The following is a 14831-nucleotide window of genomic DNA, read 5'->3' as shown; positions in this document are numbered from 1 at the left end:
GTTGTCTATCCAATCCTTAGTATACGCGCACGTTGATCGGGGCAGCCCGGTAAACAACCAGTTTTGATGCGGGGTGGAGCAGTCTGGTAGCTCGTCGGGCTCATAACCCGAAGGTCGTAGGTTCGAATCCTGCCCCCGCTACCACTATTCAGAAAAGGCCCGCGTTCGCGGGCCTTTTTGCTTTAAAACCACCTCCTTCCCCCCATCTCTTTCCCGGCTTAGATTTTTTTATAGTACGGCCAGCTGCTATCAGTTTCTTCAGGCAAATTTTTGCTCGCCTAATCAGTAACTTCCCTTACTTCATTGCCGATCCCTGACGAGAAATTGACAATTTCGTAACTAGGGAAATGACAGACTTCACATCGATAATCAGCGCCGTTTTATATAATTCCATAAAATCGACGAGAAAATGGTGCTGATTACACATGAAACGCGTCATCAAAGTGTCACAGGCATGGATTGCCGCGTTTGTTCTGGGAGCACTACTCACAGGGTGTGGCGGTGGTGGTTCTTCCGGTTCTGCAAGTACACAAAGCGGCGAGACTTCCTCTCCTGAACGTTCCGCTGTATTGAGCTGGAGCGCTCCGCTGACCCGTGTGAACGGCGAGAGCATCCCGATGGGTGAGCTCGATAGATACGTCATCCGATACGGTCAGGATGCTGACGAGCTGAATGAAGAGGTTGTCGTCACCAATGCCCAGGCTGAAGCGGAAATGTCCTACGAAGTAGGTGGTCTGGATGCAGGGACCTGGTATTTCACGATCCAGGTTCAGGATATCAATGGGCTGATCAGTGAGCCCTCTGATGTTGTAAGCAAGTCTATCCGTTCTTGAGATCAGAGCCCCGGGCCTGAAGTGTGAAGTCTCAGGCCAGAGGATCTGCAATCGGAAGTTTGAGGGTGAAAGCAGAGCCTTCTCCCAGTGTTGAAGACACCGAAATCTCCCCCCTGTGTTTTTCCACGACGGTTTTAACGAAGGAAAGCCCGAGTCCCGTCCCGTGCACTCCAGCCAATTCAGTGCTTTTCTGACGCCGGTAGCGGTCAAACAGATGCGGGAGTTCTTCCGGATCGATTCCGGTGCCTTCATCGGCAATAGTCAGATAGGCCTCGTGCCCGGCGCGGAATACCTGAATGCTGACGTCTGATCCACTGGGGCTGTATTGAACTGCATTGGTCAACAGGTTAATAACTGCCCGCTCCAGAAGCTCTGCGTTGCCTTTCAGCCACAGATCTTCGGTGCCGTGTAACTGGAGCTGTATCTGTTTCTCGACGGCCTGTTCACTGACGCTATCTCGTGCGTTTTCAACAATAGCCAGAAATTCGCATTCGTAGAACCGGGTTTCTGTTAACTGTTCCGCCCGTGCCAGCTGCACGAATTCCTCGGCCAGGTGATAGCTTCTGCGGGCCAGTCTTCCCAGCTGTTCGAGTTGTTCCTGTTCAATGTGACTGGGGTCTCGTTTCAATTGTTCAATCAGAGCAAGCTGGGAAACCAGAGGTGAACGCACGTCGTGGGAAATAAAGTCGATGGCTTCGCGATGCTGACGCTGCTGTTCTCTCAGTTCCGAAATGTCGGAAATGTTGGCAATGATGCCTTGCTGGTCACTGTCGGGCATTGAAAACGGGGCGAAATGAATCAGGAAATCCTTGTCGCGAATTCTCAAATCCACCGTGCGGCTCTGCTGCAGGGTCAGGGTATCGGAAACCGTTTCATGCCAGGGTGGCGTTTCTCGAGGGTCATGCCCCTCAAGCAATCTTACCAGGGGCAGGCCGGCTAGACTCGGCATGGGCTCGCGGAACCACTCTTCTATATGGCCGTTGGCAAAGCGGATAACGCCCAGCTCATCGGTCACGATGATCCCGTCTGGCATGCGCTCGAAGCTTCTGCGAATAAACTGTTGCATGTGATTCAGCCGATCCGTGGCGATGCGAACCCGCTCGATTCGTGCTGAGATATTTTCGCTGGGTCTTGCGGCTGAATCCGCTGGATCAGTCTGCTCTAGATGAAGTCTGCGCAAATAGCGCTGGATGGCCTCGCGCCCAAGATCATTGGGCAGCACCAGGCCCAGATGGTAGCGGGTTCCGGCACGCAAGAGCCGAATCCAGCTTCGGTTGCTGTCGTGGAACCATTGGCCGGGGGGGAGGTCAGCCGGAATATCGGCCCGCGACAATCCGCGGGCGGAGAGGACGTCGTTCTCCTCGATCAGAAGCCATCCTGTAGGATGGAAGAGCGCCTTGAAGTGTTCCAGAAGTTGCGTTGGGTTCCGTCCTGAGGGCGCGGGTAGGGCAACCTGGGGGCTCCTGGCAAGGTCGTCCAGCTGCCGGTTTAGAAAACGGTTGGTCATGGCAAGTCGAAGGCCGCTGGAAACTGGAAATGCCAGCAGAGGGACCAGCAAAGCGTTCGCCAGGGGTATCCACCATTTCATCGCGAGAAGCATGAACAGATATAGGCTGGCCAGCCCGGCCAGGGCCGCTGTACAGGCCAGCAGGGTGCGTGCCGGGCGCATCGGAGGCAGGGCCAGCGCGAGTATCAGAATGATTGATATAGAAAGAAGGGCCGAGGCCCACTCCGGTGCCGGGCGAATCAACAATCCCTGCATGTATGCCGAAAACACGTTGGCGTGGAATTCAACGCCGGACATCGGACGGCTCAGCCCCGAGAACGGCGTGGGCAGTATGTCGCCGAAACCGGCTGCTGTGGCGCCGACAAAGACTGTTTTACCCTTGAAACGTTCGGGTGCGGGCGGTTGTGTGAGGACCTCTGCAAACGAGTAAGACTGAAGCGAGCCCGCGCCACCGATCAGAGGGACGGCCCGATACTGATCTCGAACATTCACATAGGGAAGGGTTTCTTTGGTCTCTGAATTTTGTGGTCCGACCCCGCTGGCGGCCATGGCAAGGCTTGGCCAGAGTTGATGCCCCAGGCCATTGAACAGGTACAGACCTCGAGCGACGCCGTCGCTGTCCAGTTCTACGTGAGCGTGGCCAAGTCCTGCGGCCGCTAAAGCCAGCTTTCCAACCGGCAATTGTTCAGTTAACAGGTACTGGGACGTTGGCGGAGACAGATAGACCGGCAGGATGACGTTGCCGTGGCTTCGCATCTGTTCTGCCAGTTGCTGGTCGTCCGGCGACGGTTCGGCGAACAGAATATCGAACACAATGGTTTTTGCGCCTGCCTCGTTGAGCTTGGCAATGAGCTCTGCGTGCAGGTGACGGGGCCAGGGCCAGCGGCCCAGGCGATTCAGGCTAAGCTCGTCGATCGTCACCAGAATCACCTCATCCGAGGCTTCCAGAGGATTCGAGGTGATGGCTTGGTCGTATAGCCAGTAATCCAGGCGTTGAGGCAGTTCCGTTGTCTGGATAAGCAGGAGCAGTGCCAGCAGTATCAGGCCCAGAGTCCAGGGGGTCGTTTTAATTGGCAGCCAATCCCGGTTCATGAGCCCTGCTGTGTGTTTCGGTCGATCAACGGATTATTCCAGGTACAATTCCCTCCCTGGTCCCCAGCGGCTTTGCAAAGTACCATCAGAAAGAGCTTTCAGGCGCACAAAATACCGCCTTCCGGGAATAAGACGCAAGGCTGCCGTGGTATCAGGCAGCGTTGCCTCCTTGATGATGTTGTTGAAGCCCGGCTCCTCCGAGAGTTGCAAACGGTAGTCTGTCGCCGTGTCTACCTTTGCCCAGAACACCCTTACCTGGCTTTCGATGTAGTTCACGCTGATAATCCGAACCGGAGGCAGGCTGCCATTGACCACAAGCTCTCGCGGCTGCGTTGTAGCAACTGAGTTGCCGCCTGCTTCGGTTACCACGCGCCAGAAATACTTGCCTGGCCCAAGCGGGCGTGAGGGCAGGGCAGCCGTTTCCGGTGCCCACTCGCTGGTGGCGATCAGGTTCCGGAAGTCCCTGTCCTCGGCTATCTCTACTCGAGCCACCTCATTATCGCCGTTGAGCTGCCAGCGGAATTCGGGCATATCGTCGTTGACCGTGCCACGATCTTCCGGAGAAACAAGACTGGCTGTCCTGGCCTGAAGATCGACTTCCACCGGGACGACACGGGGCATGCCTGTGGTACCGCGCGCGTCGAGCGCCGCGAGGTGTACCTCATAGCTGCCGTTATCCAGCCGCCCGATGTCAAAGCTGTTGCCGGTGAGTTTGCGGCTTTCCACCCAGCGCCCGGTGTCGCTTTCAAAAATATCCACCCGATGCATGGGCGCGCGGCTTTCCTGCCAGGTCATGGTGGTGGGCAGTTGGGTCAGTCTCGGGGGAAGTGGATTGAGCGCCGGGGCTGGCGGCAGACGGCGAATGCTCAGGCCGTCATTCCCGGTGGTGGACAGGCTGGCCCCGAAACCCGCGGGAATGCGGCGGGCCTTGCCGGGCGCGCCAAAGTCCACATTGCCCTCGGTTACCTGCAGGCGAGTGCCCTCCGCGGATGTCTGGAGTGCAAATGCGGTTCCGCGAACGGCGGCAACAGCCGATGGAGTTTCAATCTCGAATCTGGCGCCACCTTCCATTACCGGCTTTACCCGGGTGTGTATCTCGCCCCTGTCGAGTCGGAGCCGGGTATCCACCATGCCCGCTTTGCCGTATTGGGTCAGGCGGTTGAAGATCAGTCGTGAATTCGGTGAAATTCGCACTTCCGAGCCATCCGCCAGTTCAATGGTGGCGGTTCCGGACGCCGACAGAATTTCATCACCGACACGGATCAGGGTATCTTCACCAAGGGGCGTTTTCCGACCGGTATTTCCGGAAATCAGCTGCACGGTTCCGGTTACTGATGTCGCCCGTGCCGGTTGCGGTTGGCGCTCCAGCCAGGCAAGGGGGATTCGAACGCTGTCCCCGGCACCCAGAATGGCGCCGTTGCCAATCTTGTTGTACTGCAGCAGGCGGCTTGCGGAATAATTCGGGGCGAGCAGGTCGGTGGCCACTTCCGAAAAACTCTCTCCTGGTCGCAAGGTGTAGATCCACTCAGGTACTGGGTTGGCTGACGAAACCTCCGAGTGCCCCACTGAACCACGCGTCACGGACAGTTCTGCAGCCGTGGGCGCTGCGCAAGCAAGCATTGCAAGCATCAGCAGCAGTGCCGGTAATCGCGGACCCAGGCTGTCAGTCATTGGCTGCCCTGGCGGGTTCTTCGACGTCAAACGCCTGATCCTGCGCCTTCATGGCTTCCAGGCGGTAACCCCGCTGGTAAATTGTCTTGATGCGGAAGCCGTTTTCCGGATTAAGGCCTAAGCGACGGCGAAGCCGACTCATATGCGTGTCGACGGTACGGGTATTGATGTCCCGCGCCAGACCCCAGACGCGTTCAAGCAGCATTTCCCGAGTCAGCAGTCGGCCCTGGTTCTGAAACAGGAACAGGGTCAGGTCAAAGTCTTTGTCGGTCAGGGTCAGTGCCTCACCGTGCAGTGCAATGACTCGTTGCTGCGTGTTGATTTCGAACGGTCCATAGCGCAGCACTTCCTTCTCGCTGTCGGGGTTGGAACGTCTTGCCAGGGCGCTGATACGCGCGACCAGTTCCGCTGCTCGGGCGGGCTTTGCCAGGTAATCGTCAGCGCCGGCGTCTAGCGCGCGAACAATGTCTGCCTCGCTGTCCCGCTGGGTAAGAAAAACCACTGGAATTGGCCAGTTCAGCTGGGCTCGAACGCTCTCGAGAACGTCTATGCCGGTCATGTCTGGAATCTGCCAGTCCAGAATCAGCAGGTCGTAGCTGCGATGGAGCACCGCGCTCAGGAAATTTTGGCCGGTAGGAAAGCTGTCGCAGTGATGCCCGCGTTCAGACAGAATCGACTGGATGTGCTGTGCCTGTTCGGTTTCATCTTCAAGCAAAGCAATACGCATTAAGCCTCTCCCGGAGTGTTGCTCTCTTGCCTGTTATGGAGCAGAGCTTGTGGCGGACTACTCTGCTATATCAAGTAATTATCACAAAATGTGGATCTGCGTTCAGTATCGTTATGTAGACTTGCGTAAACGGACTGCAGGCTTTCCGTTGTCGTCGTCCAGTGTTTGTCGGCAGCCGGGGAAATTACTGCAGCCCCAGAACCAGCCTTTCTTACCTTTTCGCCGCACCAGGGGTGAGAAACAGTGGGGGCAGGGAATGGGTTTCTGGCCGGTGCCATCCTGGGGGCTGGCTTCTTCCAGTGGTCGGGTGCCACGACAATCCGGGTAGCGGGTGCAGGCATAGAATCGGCCGAATTTACCGTCTCGCTCCAGCATCGGGGCTCGGCATTTGGGGCAGTGGGGCTGTGCCTCGGGTGAAGCTGTCCCGTTGGGTTCGGGGTCGCAGGCAGGCTGGCCCTGCGGTCTGTTCAGAAAGCCGCGAATTTCTTCTTTGAGGGTATCCAGGAACTTCTTCGGTTCGCCCTCGCCGCGGCGAATGCTCTCCAGGTTTGCTTCCCAGACGGCCGTGCGATCCGGTTTGCTCACCGAATCGGGCAGAGCGCTGATCAACGCCTTGGCTTTGTCGGTGGCGCGGATATGTCGACTGTCGCGGTACAGGTAATCGCGCTTGAACAAGGTATCGATGATGGCGGCCCGGGTCGCTTCGGTGCCCAGACCATCGGTTTCGCGCAGGGTTTTTCGAAGCTCGGTATCGGTTACAAATCGGGCAATGTTGGTCATTGCCGAGAGCAGGGTCGCATCCGTGAAATGCTGGGGTGGCTGGGTCTTCCGCTCGGTAAGGCTGCTATCCTCGCAGAACACCGGTTCGCCTTTTTCGAGTCTGGGAAGGGGAGCCTTGTCCGGTTCCTTGCGACCTTCTCGAAGTTTCAGCTCCAGCGTTTTCCAGCCGGGCGTCAGGATGGCTGTTTCCGTCGCGCGGAATTCGTGCTCTGACACTCGCACCGTCAGTTTACCTTCCCGGTGTACGGCATCTGGCGCGAACTGCATCAGGTAATACCGGCTGATCAGGCCGTAGATTTTTGCTTCCGCTGCACTGAGCTTGCCGTTGGGCGTCGGGCGGCTGGTTGGAATAATAGCGTGGTGGGCGTCGACCTGTCTGTCGTTCCACGCGGCAGTCCTGCGGTCCAGATCTGCGTCGTTACAGGCTTCCTCCAGATCCGGTGCCACTCGGGCAATGGCCCTTACCACCTGTTCCCGCTGAGCGTAATGCCCTTCCGGTAAGTATCGGCAGTCGGATCGCGGGTAGGTGATGAGCTGGTGGCGTTCGTACAGGTTCTGAGCAGTATCCAGCACTTCTTTGGCGCCCATCCGGAACAGCCGGCCTGCCTCGATCTGCAGGGCCGAGAGAGAAAACGGTAGCGGTGGAGCTTCGGACCGATCCCGAAAACGGGACTCGGTGACCTTGCCGGGCCGGCTTTGCACACTATCGGCGATCTGTTGCGCAACTTCGCGATTCAGCAGGTGGTTATCTTCATCCAGGTAATCCTGAAACTGCTCGTTGGGCTGCCAGCGGGAGGTGAAGGTTTGCTGGTCAGCCTCTTCCTCCTGCGCCCTGAACCTTGCTTCAATGCGGTAATAGGGCTTGGGCTGAAAGTGTTCGATGGTGTTGTCACGTTCAACCACAAGGCCGAGCACCGGGGTTTGTACCCGGCCAACCGAATAGACGCCTTGCTCCCCCCGCTGCTGGTAGCTGAGGGTATAAAATCGGGTCAGGTTGATGCCATACAGCCAGTCCGCCCGTTGCCGAGCCAATGCCGAATGGGACAGCCGACGGAATTCCCGGTTGTCTTTGGGGCTCTGGATAGCCCGGGCCACAGCCGCTGGCGTCAGGTCGTTGATCAGAATGCGTTGCACCGGTGCGCTGACGCCGAAATAGCGGATAACCTCGTCCACCAGCAACTGGCCTTCACGGTCCGGGTCGCCGGCATGAATAATGGTTTGGGCCTGGCGGATCAGGGATTCCAGCACCTTGAGCTGCTGCCGCACGCTGTCCTTGGGCATGACTTCCCATTTGTCAGGAAACATGGGCAGATCTTCCTGGCGCCATTTTTTCCAGGCCGGGTTATAGCGCGCGGGCTCTGCCGGTTCCAGAAGGTGGCCGATGCACCAGCTTACGGTGACGGCGTTTTCGCCATTGCCACAGCGTATCCAGCCCTGGCCTTTCTGGTGGGGGCCTGGCAGGGCGGCGGCGATGGCGCGGCCCAGGCTTGGTTTTTCGGCGATATACAGGTGCATGGAGTTTGTGTGTTTTGGAATCGGGAGGGGAATGTGGCGCTTTGGCTTTATGCTGTCAAGGCTCTCGGGTACGTCGGTCGTTCTGTAGTAGACTGTCAGCCAAGCGGGCGGTGGCTGTGGGAAAGGCCTCTCCCACACCCACGTCGAGCTCCCCGTAATTCGCCCTCTGTACCTCGAGTTGAGCATTAGGAGTCCTGGATTATGAAAATCCAAAAAGCAATTGAAACCAAACTGAACGACGCGTTCGATGCGCGTGTGCTTCAGGTGGAGAACGAGAGCCACAAGCACAGTGTGCCGCCGAACTCTGAAACTCATTTCAAGGTGACCCTGGTGTCGCCGGAGTTTGAGGGTCAGATGAGAGTGCGGAGGCATCAGGCGATCTACAAGGTGCTTGCCGAGGAACTGGCGGGTCCGGTTCATGCGCTGGCGTTGCATCTATACTCACCGGAAGAGTGGGAGGCGACCGGTCAGTCGGCGCCGGAGTCCCCGAATTGTATGGGCGGGTCCAAGAAAGATCCGGCGATGGCGGCGCGTACCGCTCAGGGAGAGGGTTAATGAGTCAGTTTTTCCAGATTCATCCGGAGACGCCGCAGAAGCGCCTGATCAATCAGGCGGTGGATATTCTGCGTCGTGGCGGGGTGATCGTTTATCCGACGGATTCAGCCTATGCCATTGGCTGCCATCTGGGCGACAAGCAGGCAGCGGATCGGATCAAGCGGATTCGCAGGCTGGATGACAAGCATAATTTTACGCTGGTGTGCCGGGATCTGTCGGATATCGGCGTATATGCCAAGGTGGATAATACCCAGTACCGGTTGCTGAAGAATTTTACTCCTGGGCCCTATACGTTCATTCTGGATGCTACCAGTGAAGTGCCCCGGCGACTGCTCCACCCGAAGCGTCGTTCAGTGGGTGTCCGGGTGCCGGATAATGCCATTGTTCAGGAGCTGCTGGGTGAGCTTGGTGAGCCAATCATGAGTAGCACGCTGATTCTGCCGGGCGAGACCGATCCGATGACCGACCCCTATGACATCCGGGAAACCCTGGAGCATGAGCTGGATCTGATTATCGACGGGGGGTTCTGCGGTATGGAAGCCACCACGGTCGTGGACTTTACCGGCGAGGCTCCAGTGGTTACCCGCGTTGGCAAAGGAGATCCGGCACCGTTCGAGGTCTGATCTGCCCTTATGTTATGCCCGGGCGTTCAGATTGAAGGCGTACGCCCGGCTATTTCCCGCAGCTTCCATTTGCTCGGCACTAACGGAGCGGCGTATGGTGTCGTAACGGTGAACCAGGTCCTGCAGGCCGTTGAACTGCTGGTTCTCGCTGATCAGTGTGTCAAGCAGCGGGTTGTTCACCCCATAGGCCTGGTTCAGCTTGAGCGCATTGTCCATAAAGTGCAGCGTCGGCTCGTTAACGCTGAGTCGATTGAACGCTTCCTTGAAGTTTTTGTTGACGTTCAAGTCTTTTTCAATCTGGGCCTGGGTCCCTTCCGCGATTTTCCCTTCAACCGCAACGCTGCCGTTTTCATTTTTGCTGACGTTCAATGCGGTTGCCGGGTGCAGGTTGTATTCGGCAAGTTTGTGCCGCAGGGTTTCCCGTACAAAGGCAAGATCCTGCCCCACGGTCTGTTTGTAGTCGGTCATGGCCAGTCGGCGAGCTTTCAGCCGTGAGAGGTCAGACTGGCTGTTCTCCGAGGGTGTGAAGCGGTCATCGCCAGGTGTCGGCTCGGTTTCAATGGCCTTTGTCTGGACTTTGCCAGACGCGGCTTCTGGCCCTGTTGGGGGCATCTGGCGCTTTTCCATGGCCTGCTGGAACTGGGTGCTTGCCCGGATCAGAGAGGTCAGTAGGGACATGGATGGGTTTCCTCCTTCGGTCAACCGGAACGCGGTTTCCGAACAGTCTGCGTTGGGAATCACGAATGCTTGTCATCATGCATTGCAGCTTTCAGGCCAACTCCATGGAATCCCAGGCTGACGGCTCCCTCCTTCTTTCGTGTGTGAACGACTATTCCCCGAATCTCATCTGGATCGGGAAATCATTGACGCATAACTATAAAGGTTGGCGACAGGCTCAGCCCCGATGGTCGGAAACAAAGGGGTTGGAGGCCCGCTCCCGGCCAAAGGTGGACATCGGACCGTGTCCGGGAATGAACGCAACCTCGTCGCCGAGCGGGAACAGCTGTTCTCTGATAGAGCGAATCAGTGTTGCGTGGTCGCCCCTTGGAAAATCCGTGCGTCCGATGGAGCCATGGAACAGCACGTCACCCACAAGCGCCAGACCGGATTCCTTGTGATAAAAAACCACATGCCCCGGTGTGTGGCCGGGGCAGTGAAGGACTTCCAGGGTCTGGTTACCCACGGTGACCTGCTGCCCGTCTTCCAACCAGCGATCAGGGGTGAAAACTTCCGGGGCCGGAAACCCGAACATCTGCGCCTGCTGGGGCAAGCCGACAATCCAGAAATTGTCTTCCTTCTGCGGCCCCTCAATGGGAATGCCCAGCTCTTTGGAAAGCTCCGCAGTTCCGCCGGCATGGTCAATGTGGGCATGGGTCAGCAGAATTTTCTCGACCGTCACACCTTCCTCGTCCACAGCGGCGCGAATCTTCTCCAGATCGCCGCCTGGATCGACTACGGCTGCCCTGCGCGTTTTTTCGCACCAGATTAATGAGCAGTTCTGCTGGAAAGGCGTGACCGGAATGATTCTGTAGTTCAGTGACATACCTGCTCTCAATCGCTGACGAAATGGCTAATCCCGTCAGTTTACTGGAACTTGCCGCGTAACAACGAATGCGCCCCGCAAATCGCCCTCGGAGAAGCCGGTCGCCTTGTCTTCAGGATAGAGTTCAGCCAGTTTTGCCTTCACCTCCGGGGCGATGGACTTACCGTGACAGCCAAGGCAAAGTTTCTGTGTCGGGATGGCGCTCATGTATTGGAACGCCGGCTGTCCGGACGCTTCGGAGACCTGCCAGACCTCCACCGGTTTTCCGTTTTTGACCGGCTGTCTGTCCATTGCCAGCAGCTGGATCTCCTGCCAGTCGGTGGGGGCGTTTTCCGGGTTCCGGACTTTCAGACTGGTTCGACTGATGACCCAGCCGCCGCTGCTGTTGTTCCTGGCGATTTCCGGTGCCACAGTCTTGCAAACAGCAAGACCGTTTGTGAGGCCGCCTTCTTTGATGGCCGCCTGGAGCGCCTGCTTCAATGAGCCGCCGAAGCTTTTTACCAGGGAACGTGCTTCGGCAACCATTGCTTCCGGGCTATCTGCTTGGGGTTGCGCGAGCAGCGGCATGGAAAGCAAGGAGCATAGCAAGACTGTTGTGATGATCGGTTTGGTCATTGAATCTCTCCCGGGCTTCTTGGCTTTGCAAAAAGTATATAACAAAAGAATAATCCCAAATTGAGCCAGGACAGATTCCGGTAGAGCCGATTAATGATTACCACGCCAGCCAGATAACGTGGTGGGCACCCTTGCCGGGTCGCAAGGCCCTCACTGTGACGGGCTCAACAGAAAATCCTGCCCGTCGCAGCCTCTCGGTGAAGGAATGCTCCTGGCCGGCAGACCAGTAGGCAAGGATGCCATCAGGTCGCAGCGCTTTCTGGGCGGCCGCAATGCCGTCCGGAGAGTAGATCCAGTTGTTTTCTTTGCGGGTGAGTCCTTCCGGACCGTTGTCGACATCGAGAAGAATGGCATCCCATTCGCCGTCGCTGTTTCTGAGTAATTCTGCCACATCACCAATGTGAACCCGGGCTCTCGGGTCGTTCAGCGGGTTGCCCGCCGCAGAGCCCAGCGGCCCGCGATTCCAGGCTTCTACTTCGGGAACCAGCTCGGCTACCGTCACCTGCGCATCGTCGCTCAGAGCGGCCAGCGCTGCTGCCAGCGTGAACCCCATGCCCAGGCCGCCGATAAGAACTCGGGGAGCAGGCTGATCGGCAATCCGTTCGCACGCCAGGGTGGCAAGAGCATCCTCCGAGCCGTGGATCCTGCTGTTCATCAATTCTCCGGTGGTTCCGGCAATTTTGATGGAAAATTCATCATTTCGCTGTAAAAGACGTAATCGGGTTCCCTTGCCGGGGATCGTTGCGGTTCCGATTTCGGTAAAGCGGGCCATGTTAGGTTCCAAAAATTGAGTTGGGCCTGCATCTTAACCTTTTGGAGCCGTCTCTGGTGAAAACTGCATTGCCACATTATTGTTAAACTTCGCCGATCTATTATTACCTTTTCTCTGTTGAAGTGGTGTGTCTATGAAAACATTGCTGCAAGTCGATTTCCCGTTCGATGGCCCGTTCGGACAGGAGATGGCGGATGCCATGAAGGATCTGGCGGAATCCATCGCCACGGAGCCGGGTTTTATCTGGAAAGTCTGGACGGAAAACTGTGAATCCAGGGAAGCTGGCGGCATCTATCTCTTTGAGGACGAAGCCAGCGCGAGGAAGTATCTGGAAATGCACACAGCCCGCTTGAAAGGTTTCGGGATCCCGTCCGTAAACGCCAAGATTTTTCAGGTGAATGAGGCACTGTCGGCGATTGATAATGGTCCGGTATTTCCGTGAGCAGCGCTAACTAGTTGGTTCAATTCAACACAGGGTTCAGTTTACAAAAAGGGCCTCAAAAATGAGATTTTCCAGTAAGTTTAGAGGGGGCGAAAAGGAAATTGAGGACCTTTTCACCGCAACGTTTACCGACTCGGAAGGCCCTGAGGAAGGCGCTCTTATCGGTAATCTCGTCCGGAAACTGCTCACCGAAACAGCACCTGATGATATCCATGTTTTTCTTGCCAGCGTAGGGGAAGATCTCGTAGGGGCCGCTGTTTTTACCAGGCTGACTTATTCACGGGACTCCAGAGTAGTCTTTCTTCTATCGCCTATGGCGGTTGCAAACCAGTGGCAGGGCAAGGGAGTTGGTCAGCGCCTTCTTAAGCACGCTTTGGACTCACTCTGTGCAGAGGGTGTTGATGTGGCGATCACCTACGGCGATCCAGCGTTTTATGGGAAAGTCGGGTTCGAAACCCTGACTGAATCGATGGCCAAGCCGCCTCTGCCATTGAGTCAACCGGAAGGTTGGATCGGGCAGTCACTCACGGAAGGGCCCCTGGCAGCGCTGGAAGGTTTATCGACTTGCGTCGCGGCGTTGAACCATTCGTCATTCTGGTAGGGAGATGTTCGGTCTTGGACGACTCAGGAAGCCGTTTTTGCGAATATTGGTTCAGGGAGGATGGTACCCCCGGCAGGACTCGAACCTGCTACCTTCCCCTTAGGAGGGGGACGCTCTATCCAGATGAGCTACGGGGGCATTATCGCGAGAAGGGCGGTATGATAGCGGGCTAAGCCCTGAGGCTCAAGGTGCGGCCCGGTTTCGGTGAATGCCACGGAGTTTGTTTTGCCAGATCCTTTCTCGTTAAGCGTGATTGTTCCTGTCTGGATGGAGGCGACGGGTGTTACCGACACCCTGCGCGCCCTGCAACCGATTCGCGCCCGGGGCCATGAGGTGATTGTGGTGGATGGCGGCAGCAGCGATCGAACGGTTGAACTGGCCAGGCCCCTTTGCGACAGGGTTGTGATGTCAGAGAAGGGCCGGGCGCTTCAGATGAATGCCGGCGCGGCGTCGGCAAACGGCGATCTCCTGCTGTTTCTGCATGCGGATACGCGCTTGCCGGCAAATACGCTCGAGCACCTTGCAAGTTTCGTCCACTCGCGCCGCGCCTGGGGTCGGTTCGATGTGCGGCTGAGTGGGGAGCGGTTGCTATTCCGCCTCATTGCCTGGTTCATGAATCAGCGCTCCCGCCTTACCGGTATCTGTACCGGCGACCAGGCCATGTTCGTGCGCCGGGATACCTTCGAGGTGCTGGGCGGTTTTAAGCTCATCCCGCTGATGGAAGATGTGGAATTCTCCCGTCGGCTTTGCCTGGTATCCCGTCCTTTCTGTATAAAAGAGCCTGTTGTTACCGATAGCCGCCGCTGGCAGAAGCACGGTGCCTGGCGAACTATTTTTCTGATGTGGCAGCTACGCTGGCGTTACTGGCGTGGTGAATCGCCGGAGTCTCTGGCCCAAACCTACCGATCGGATGTTCGCAATGCCTCAAAGTAATTCGCCCTCGGCGGTCTTTCTTCAGTTTGCCAAATGGCCGGAGGCCGGTCGGGTCAAAACCCGGTTGATGCCGGAGCTCGGCGCGATAGGGGCGCTTGAAGCCCATATTCGACTGACCCTGGCGGTGCTGGATAATCTGTGTGCCACTGGCTATCCGGTTGAGTTCTGGTGGGATCGGCCGGCGGATGACCGTCCCGGGGAGGCAGCTGCAATTGTTGAAGAGCTCGATGGCGCCGGCCTGATTCAGAAAGTCCAGCAAGGCAATGCGCTCGGAGAACGGATGCACCTTGCCCTGAGTCAGTCCCTCCGGGATTATGACCGGGCATTGGTGGTCGGCAGTGATTGCCCGTCGGTGGATCCGGATTATGCCCGTAAGGCGGTCGCCTGTCTGGTGGATTATGACGTCGTGCTCGGTCCGTCTGACGATGGCGGCTATGTCCTGATCGGCGCCTCAAAAGTGGCGGAGGGCATGCTTGACGATATCGCCTGGGGCACGCCGGATGTGCTTGCTCAAACTCGTGAACGACTTGAAGCGGCGGGGCTCAGCTATCATCTGCTAGAGCCCCGGTGGGATGTTGACGAGCCCGAGGACTGGGCCCGTTTTTTGCAGACTTGTTGAACT

15 protein-coding genes and 2 tRNA genes are annotated in these 14831 nt (G+C 57.3%); 8 read left to right on the top strand and 9 right to left on the bottom strand.

Going from position 1 to position 14831, the window contains the following annotated elements; all coding sequences use genetic code 11:
* Positions 1–67: 67 nt before the first annotated feature.
* Positions 68–144: transfer RNA gene (locus CFT65_RS14600), tRNA-Met, on the top strand.
* A gap of 281 nt (positions 145–425) precedes the next feature.
* Positions 426–833: a fibronectin type III domain-containing protein gene (locus CFT65_RS19310; protein WP_228705860.1), complete on the top strand. Its 408-nt coding sequence runs from the start codon at positions 426–428 to the stop codon at positions 831–833.
* A 31-nt stretch (positions 834–864) separates the two neighbouring features.
* Here CFT65_RS19310 and CFT65_RS14590 read toward each other — a convergent pair whose 3' ends face one another.
* The 4 genes from CFT65_RS14590 to CFT65_RS14575 form a co-directional block, all read right to left on the bottom strand.
* Positions 865–3432 carry a CHASE2 domain-containing protein gene (locus tag CFT65_RS14590; RefSeq protein ID WP_088828813.1) on the bottom strand — a complete coding sequence of 856 codons (2568 nt, stop codon included), beginning with the start codon at positions 3430–3432 and terminating at the stop codon, positions 865–867.
* A 33-nt stretch (positions 3433–3465) separates the two neighbouring features.
* The gene (locus tag CFT65_RS14585) at positions 3466–5103 is read right to left on the bottom strand and encodes a FecR family protein (RefSeq protein ID WP_088828812.1); all 1638 of its coding nucleotides are present in this window, start codon (positions 5101–5103) and stop codon (positions 3466–3468) included.
* The gene (locus CFT65_RS14580) at positions 5096–5830 is read right to left on the bottom strand and encodes a response regulator transcription factor (protein WP_088828811.1); all 735 of its coding nucleotides are present in this window, start codon (positions 5828–5830) and stop codon (positions 5096–5098) included. The genes CFT65_RS14585 and CFT65_RS14580 overlap by 8 nt, the downstream gene beginning before the upstream one ends.
* Positions 5831–5941: 111 nt before the next feature.
* Positions 5942–8125, bottom strand: coding sequence for a DNA topoisomerase 3 (locus CFT65_RS14575; protein WP_088828810.1), 2184 nt, complete (start codon positions 8123–8125; stop codon positions 5942–5944).
* 201 nt (positions 8126–8326) lie between these two features.
* On the opposite strand from CFT65_RS14575, the gene CFT65_RS14570 reads away from it, so the two are divergent.
* Together CFT65_RS14570 and CFT65_RS14565 are read left to right on the top strand one after the other, a co-directional pair.
* Positions 8327–8680: a BolA family protein gene (locus CFT65_RS14570; protein ID WP_088828809.1), complete on the top strand. Its 354-nt coding sequence runs from the start codon at positions 8327–8329 to the stop codon at positions 8678–8680.
* Positions 8680–9303, top strand: a complete 624-nt coding sequence (locus CFT65_RS14565; protein WP_069184874.1) for an L-threonylcarbamoyladenylate synthase — start codon at positions 8680–8682, stop codon at positions 9301–9303. The genes CFT65_RS14570 and CFT65_RS14565 overlap by 1 nt, the downstream gene beginning before the upstream one ends.
* A 12-nt stretch (positions 9304–9315) precedes the next feature.
* On the opposite strand, the gene CFT65_RS14560 is transcribed toward CFT65_RS14565, so the two are convergent.
* The 4 genes from CFT65_RS14560 to CFT65_RS14545 form a co-directional block, all read right to left on the bottom strand.
* Positions 9316–9981, bottom strand: coding sequence for a hypothetical protein (locus tag CFT65_RS14560; RefSeq protein WP_088828808.1), 666 nt, complete (start codon positions 9979–9981; stop codon positions 9316–9318).
* Positions 9982–10198: 217 nt separating this feature from the next.
* Positions 10199–10846, bottom strand: coding sequence for an MBL fold metallo-hydrolase (locus tag CFT65_RS14555; RefSeq protein WP_088828807.1), 648 nt, complete (start codon positions 10844–10846; stop codon positions 10199–10201).
* Between the two features lie 36 nt (positions 10847–10882).
* Positions 10883–11461: a Tll0287-like domain-containing protein gene (locus CFT65_RS14550; protein WP_088828806.1), complete on the bottom strand. Its 579-nt coding sequence runs from the start codon at positions 11459–11461 to the stop codon at positions 10883–10885.
* 97 nt (positions 11462–11558) lie between these two features.
* Positions 11559–12233, bottom strand: a complete 675-nt coding sequence (locus CFT65_RS14545) for a spermidine synthase (protein ID WP_088828805.1) — start codon at positions 12231–12233, stop codon at positions 11559–11561.
* A 133-nt stretch (positions 12234–12366) separates the two neighbouring features.
* Here CFT65_RS14545 and CFT65_RS14540 point away from each other — a divergent pair, with 133 nt between their 5' ends.
* The gene (locus CFT65_RS14540) at positions 12367–12675 is read left to right on the top strand and encodes a monooxygenase (protein ID WP_088828804.1); all 309 of its coding nucleotides are present in this window, start codon (positions 12367–12369) and stop codon (positions 12673–12675) included.
* Between the two features lie 61 nt (positions 12676–12736).
* On the top strand, positions 12737–13276 hold the full coding sequence (locus CFT65_RS14535) for a GNAT family N-acetyltransferase (RefSeq protein ID WP_088828803.1): 540 nt from the start codon (positions 12737–12739) through the stop codon (positions 13274–13276).
* 61 nt (positions 13277–13337) lie between these two features.
* Here CFT65_RS14535 and CFT65_RS14530 read toward each other — a convergent pair.
* Positions 13338–13414 (bottom strand) — tRNA-Arg (locus CFT65_RS14530).
* Between the two features lie 87 nt (positions 13415–13501).
* Here CFT65_RS14530 and CFT65_RS14525 point away from each other — a divergent pair.
* Both CFT65_RS14525 and CFT65_RS14520 read left to right on the top strand, forming a co-directional pair.
* Positions 13502–14209 carry a TIGR04283 family arsenosugar biosynthesis glycosyltransferase gene (locus tag CFT65_RS14525; RefSeq protein WP_088828802.1) on the top strand — a complete coding sequence of 236 codons (708 nt, stop codon included), beginning with the start codon at positions 13502–13504 and terminating at the stop codon, positions 14207–14209.
* Positions 14196–14828 (top strand): TIGR04282 family arsenosugar biosynthesis glycosyltransferase, encoded by a 633-nt coding sequence (locus CFT65_RS14520; RefSeq protein ID WP_088828801.1) that lies wholly within the window; start codon positions 14196–14198, stop codon positions 14826–14828. Before CFT65_RS14525 ends, CFT65_RS14520 begins: the two co-directional genes overlap by 14 nt.
* Positions 14829–14831: the final 3 nt, after the last annotated feature.

Source organism: Marinobacter sp. es.048 (assembly GCF_900188435.1).
In the GTDB taxonomy this organism is placed as follows: domain Bacteria; phylum Pseudomonadota; class Gammaproteobacteria; order Pseudomonadales; family Oleiphilaceae; genus Marinobacter.
Note: the sequence above shows the minus strand (reverse complement) of the source record. Positions and strands in the feature narration are given on the sequence as shown.

Bases quoted from the DNA above. Each gene is read 5' to 3' on its own strand.
- CFT65_RS14560 (WP_088828808.1), bottom strand. From the start codon at position 9,981: ATGTCCCTACTGACCTCTCTGATCCGGGCAAGCACCCAGTTCCAGCAG.
- CFT65_RS14570 (WP_088828809.1), top strand. From the start codon at position 8,327: ATGAAAATCCAAAAAGCAATTGAAACCAAACTGAACGACGCGTTCGAT.
- CFT65_RS14540 (WP_088828804.1), top strand. From the start codon at position 12,367: ATGAAAACATTGCTGCAAGTCGATTTCCCGTTCGATGGCCCGTTCGGA.
- CFT65_RS19310 (WP_228705860.1), top strand. From the start codon at position 426: ATGAAACGCGTCATCAAAGTGTCACAGGCATGGATTGCCGCGTTTGTT.
- CFT65_RS14580 (WP_088828811.1), bottom strand. From the start codon at position 5,830: ATGCGTATTGCTTTGCTTGAAGATGAAACCGAACAGGCACAGCACATC.
- CFT65_RS14520 (WP_088828801.1), top strand. From the start codon at position 14,196: ATGCCTCAAAGTAATTCGCCCTCGGCGGTCTTTCTTCAGTTTGCCAAA.
- CFT65_RS14575 (WP_088828810.1), bottom strand. From the start codon at position 8,125: ATGCACCTGTATATCGCCGAAAAACCAAGCCTGGGCCGCGCCATCGCC.
- CFT65_RS14545 (WP_088828805.1), bottom strand. From the start codon at position 12,233: ATGGCCCGCTTTACCGAAATCGGAACCGCAACGATCCCCGGCAAGGGA.
- CFT65_RS14555 (WP_088828807.1), bottom strand. From the start codon at position 10,846: ATGTCACTGAACTACAGAATCATTCCGGTCACGCCTTTCCAGCAGAAC.
- CFT65_RS14550 (WP_088828806.1), bottom strand. From the start codon at position 11,461: ATGACCAAACCGATCATCACAACAGTCTTGCTATGCTCCTTGCTTTCC.
- CFT65_RS14585 (WP_088828812.1), bottom strand. From the start codon at position 5,103: ATGACTGACAGCCTGGGTCCGCGATTACCGGCACTGCTGCTGATGCTT.
- CFT65_RS14535 (WP_088828803.1), top strand. From the start codon at position 12,737: ATGAGATTTTCCAGTAAGTTTAGAGGGGGCGAAAAGGAAATTGAGGAC.
- CFT65_RS14590 (WP_088828813.1), bottom strand. From the start codon at position 3,432: ATGAACCGGGATTGGCTGCCAATTAAAACGACCCCCTGGACTCTGGGC.
- CFT65_RS14565 (WP_069184874.1), top strand. From the start codon at position 8,680: ATGAGTCAGTTTTTCCAGATTCATCCGGAGACGCCGCAGAAGCGCCTG.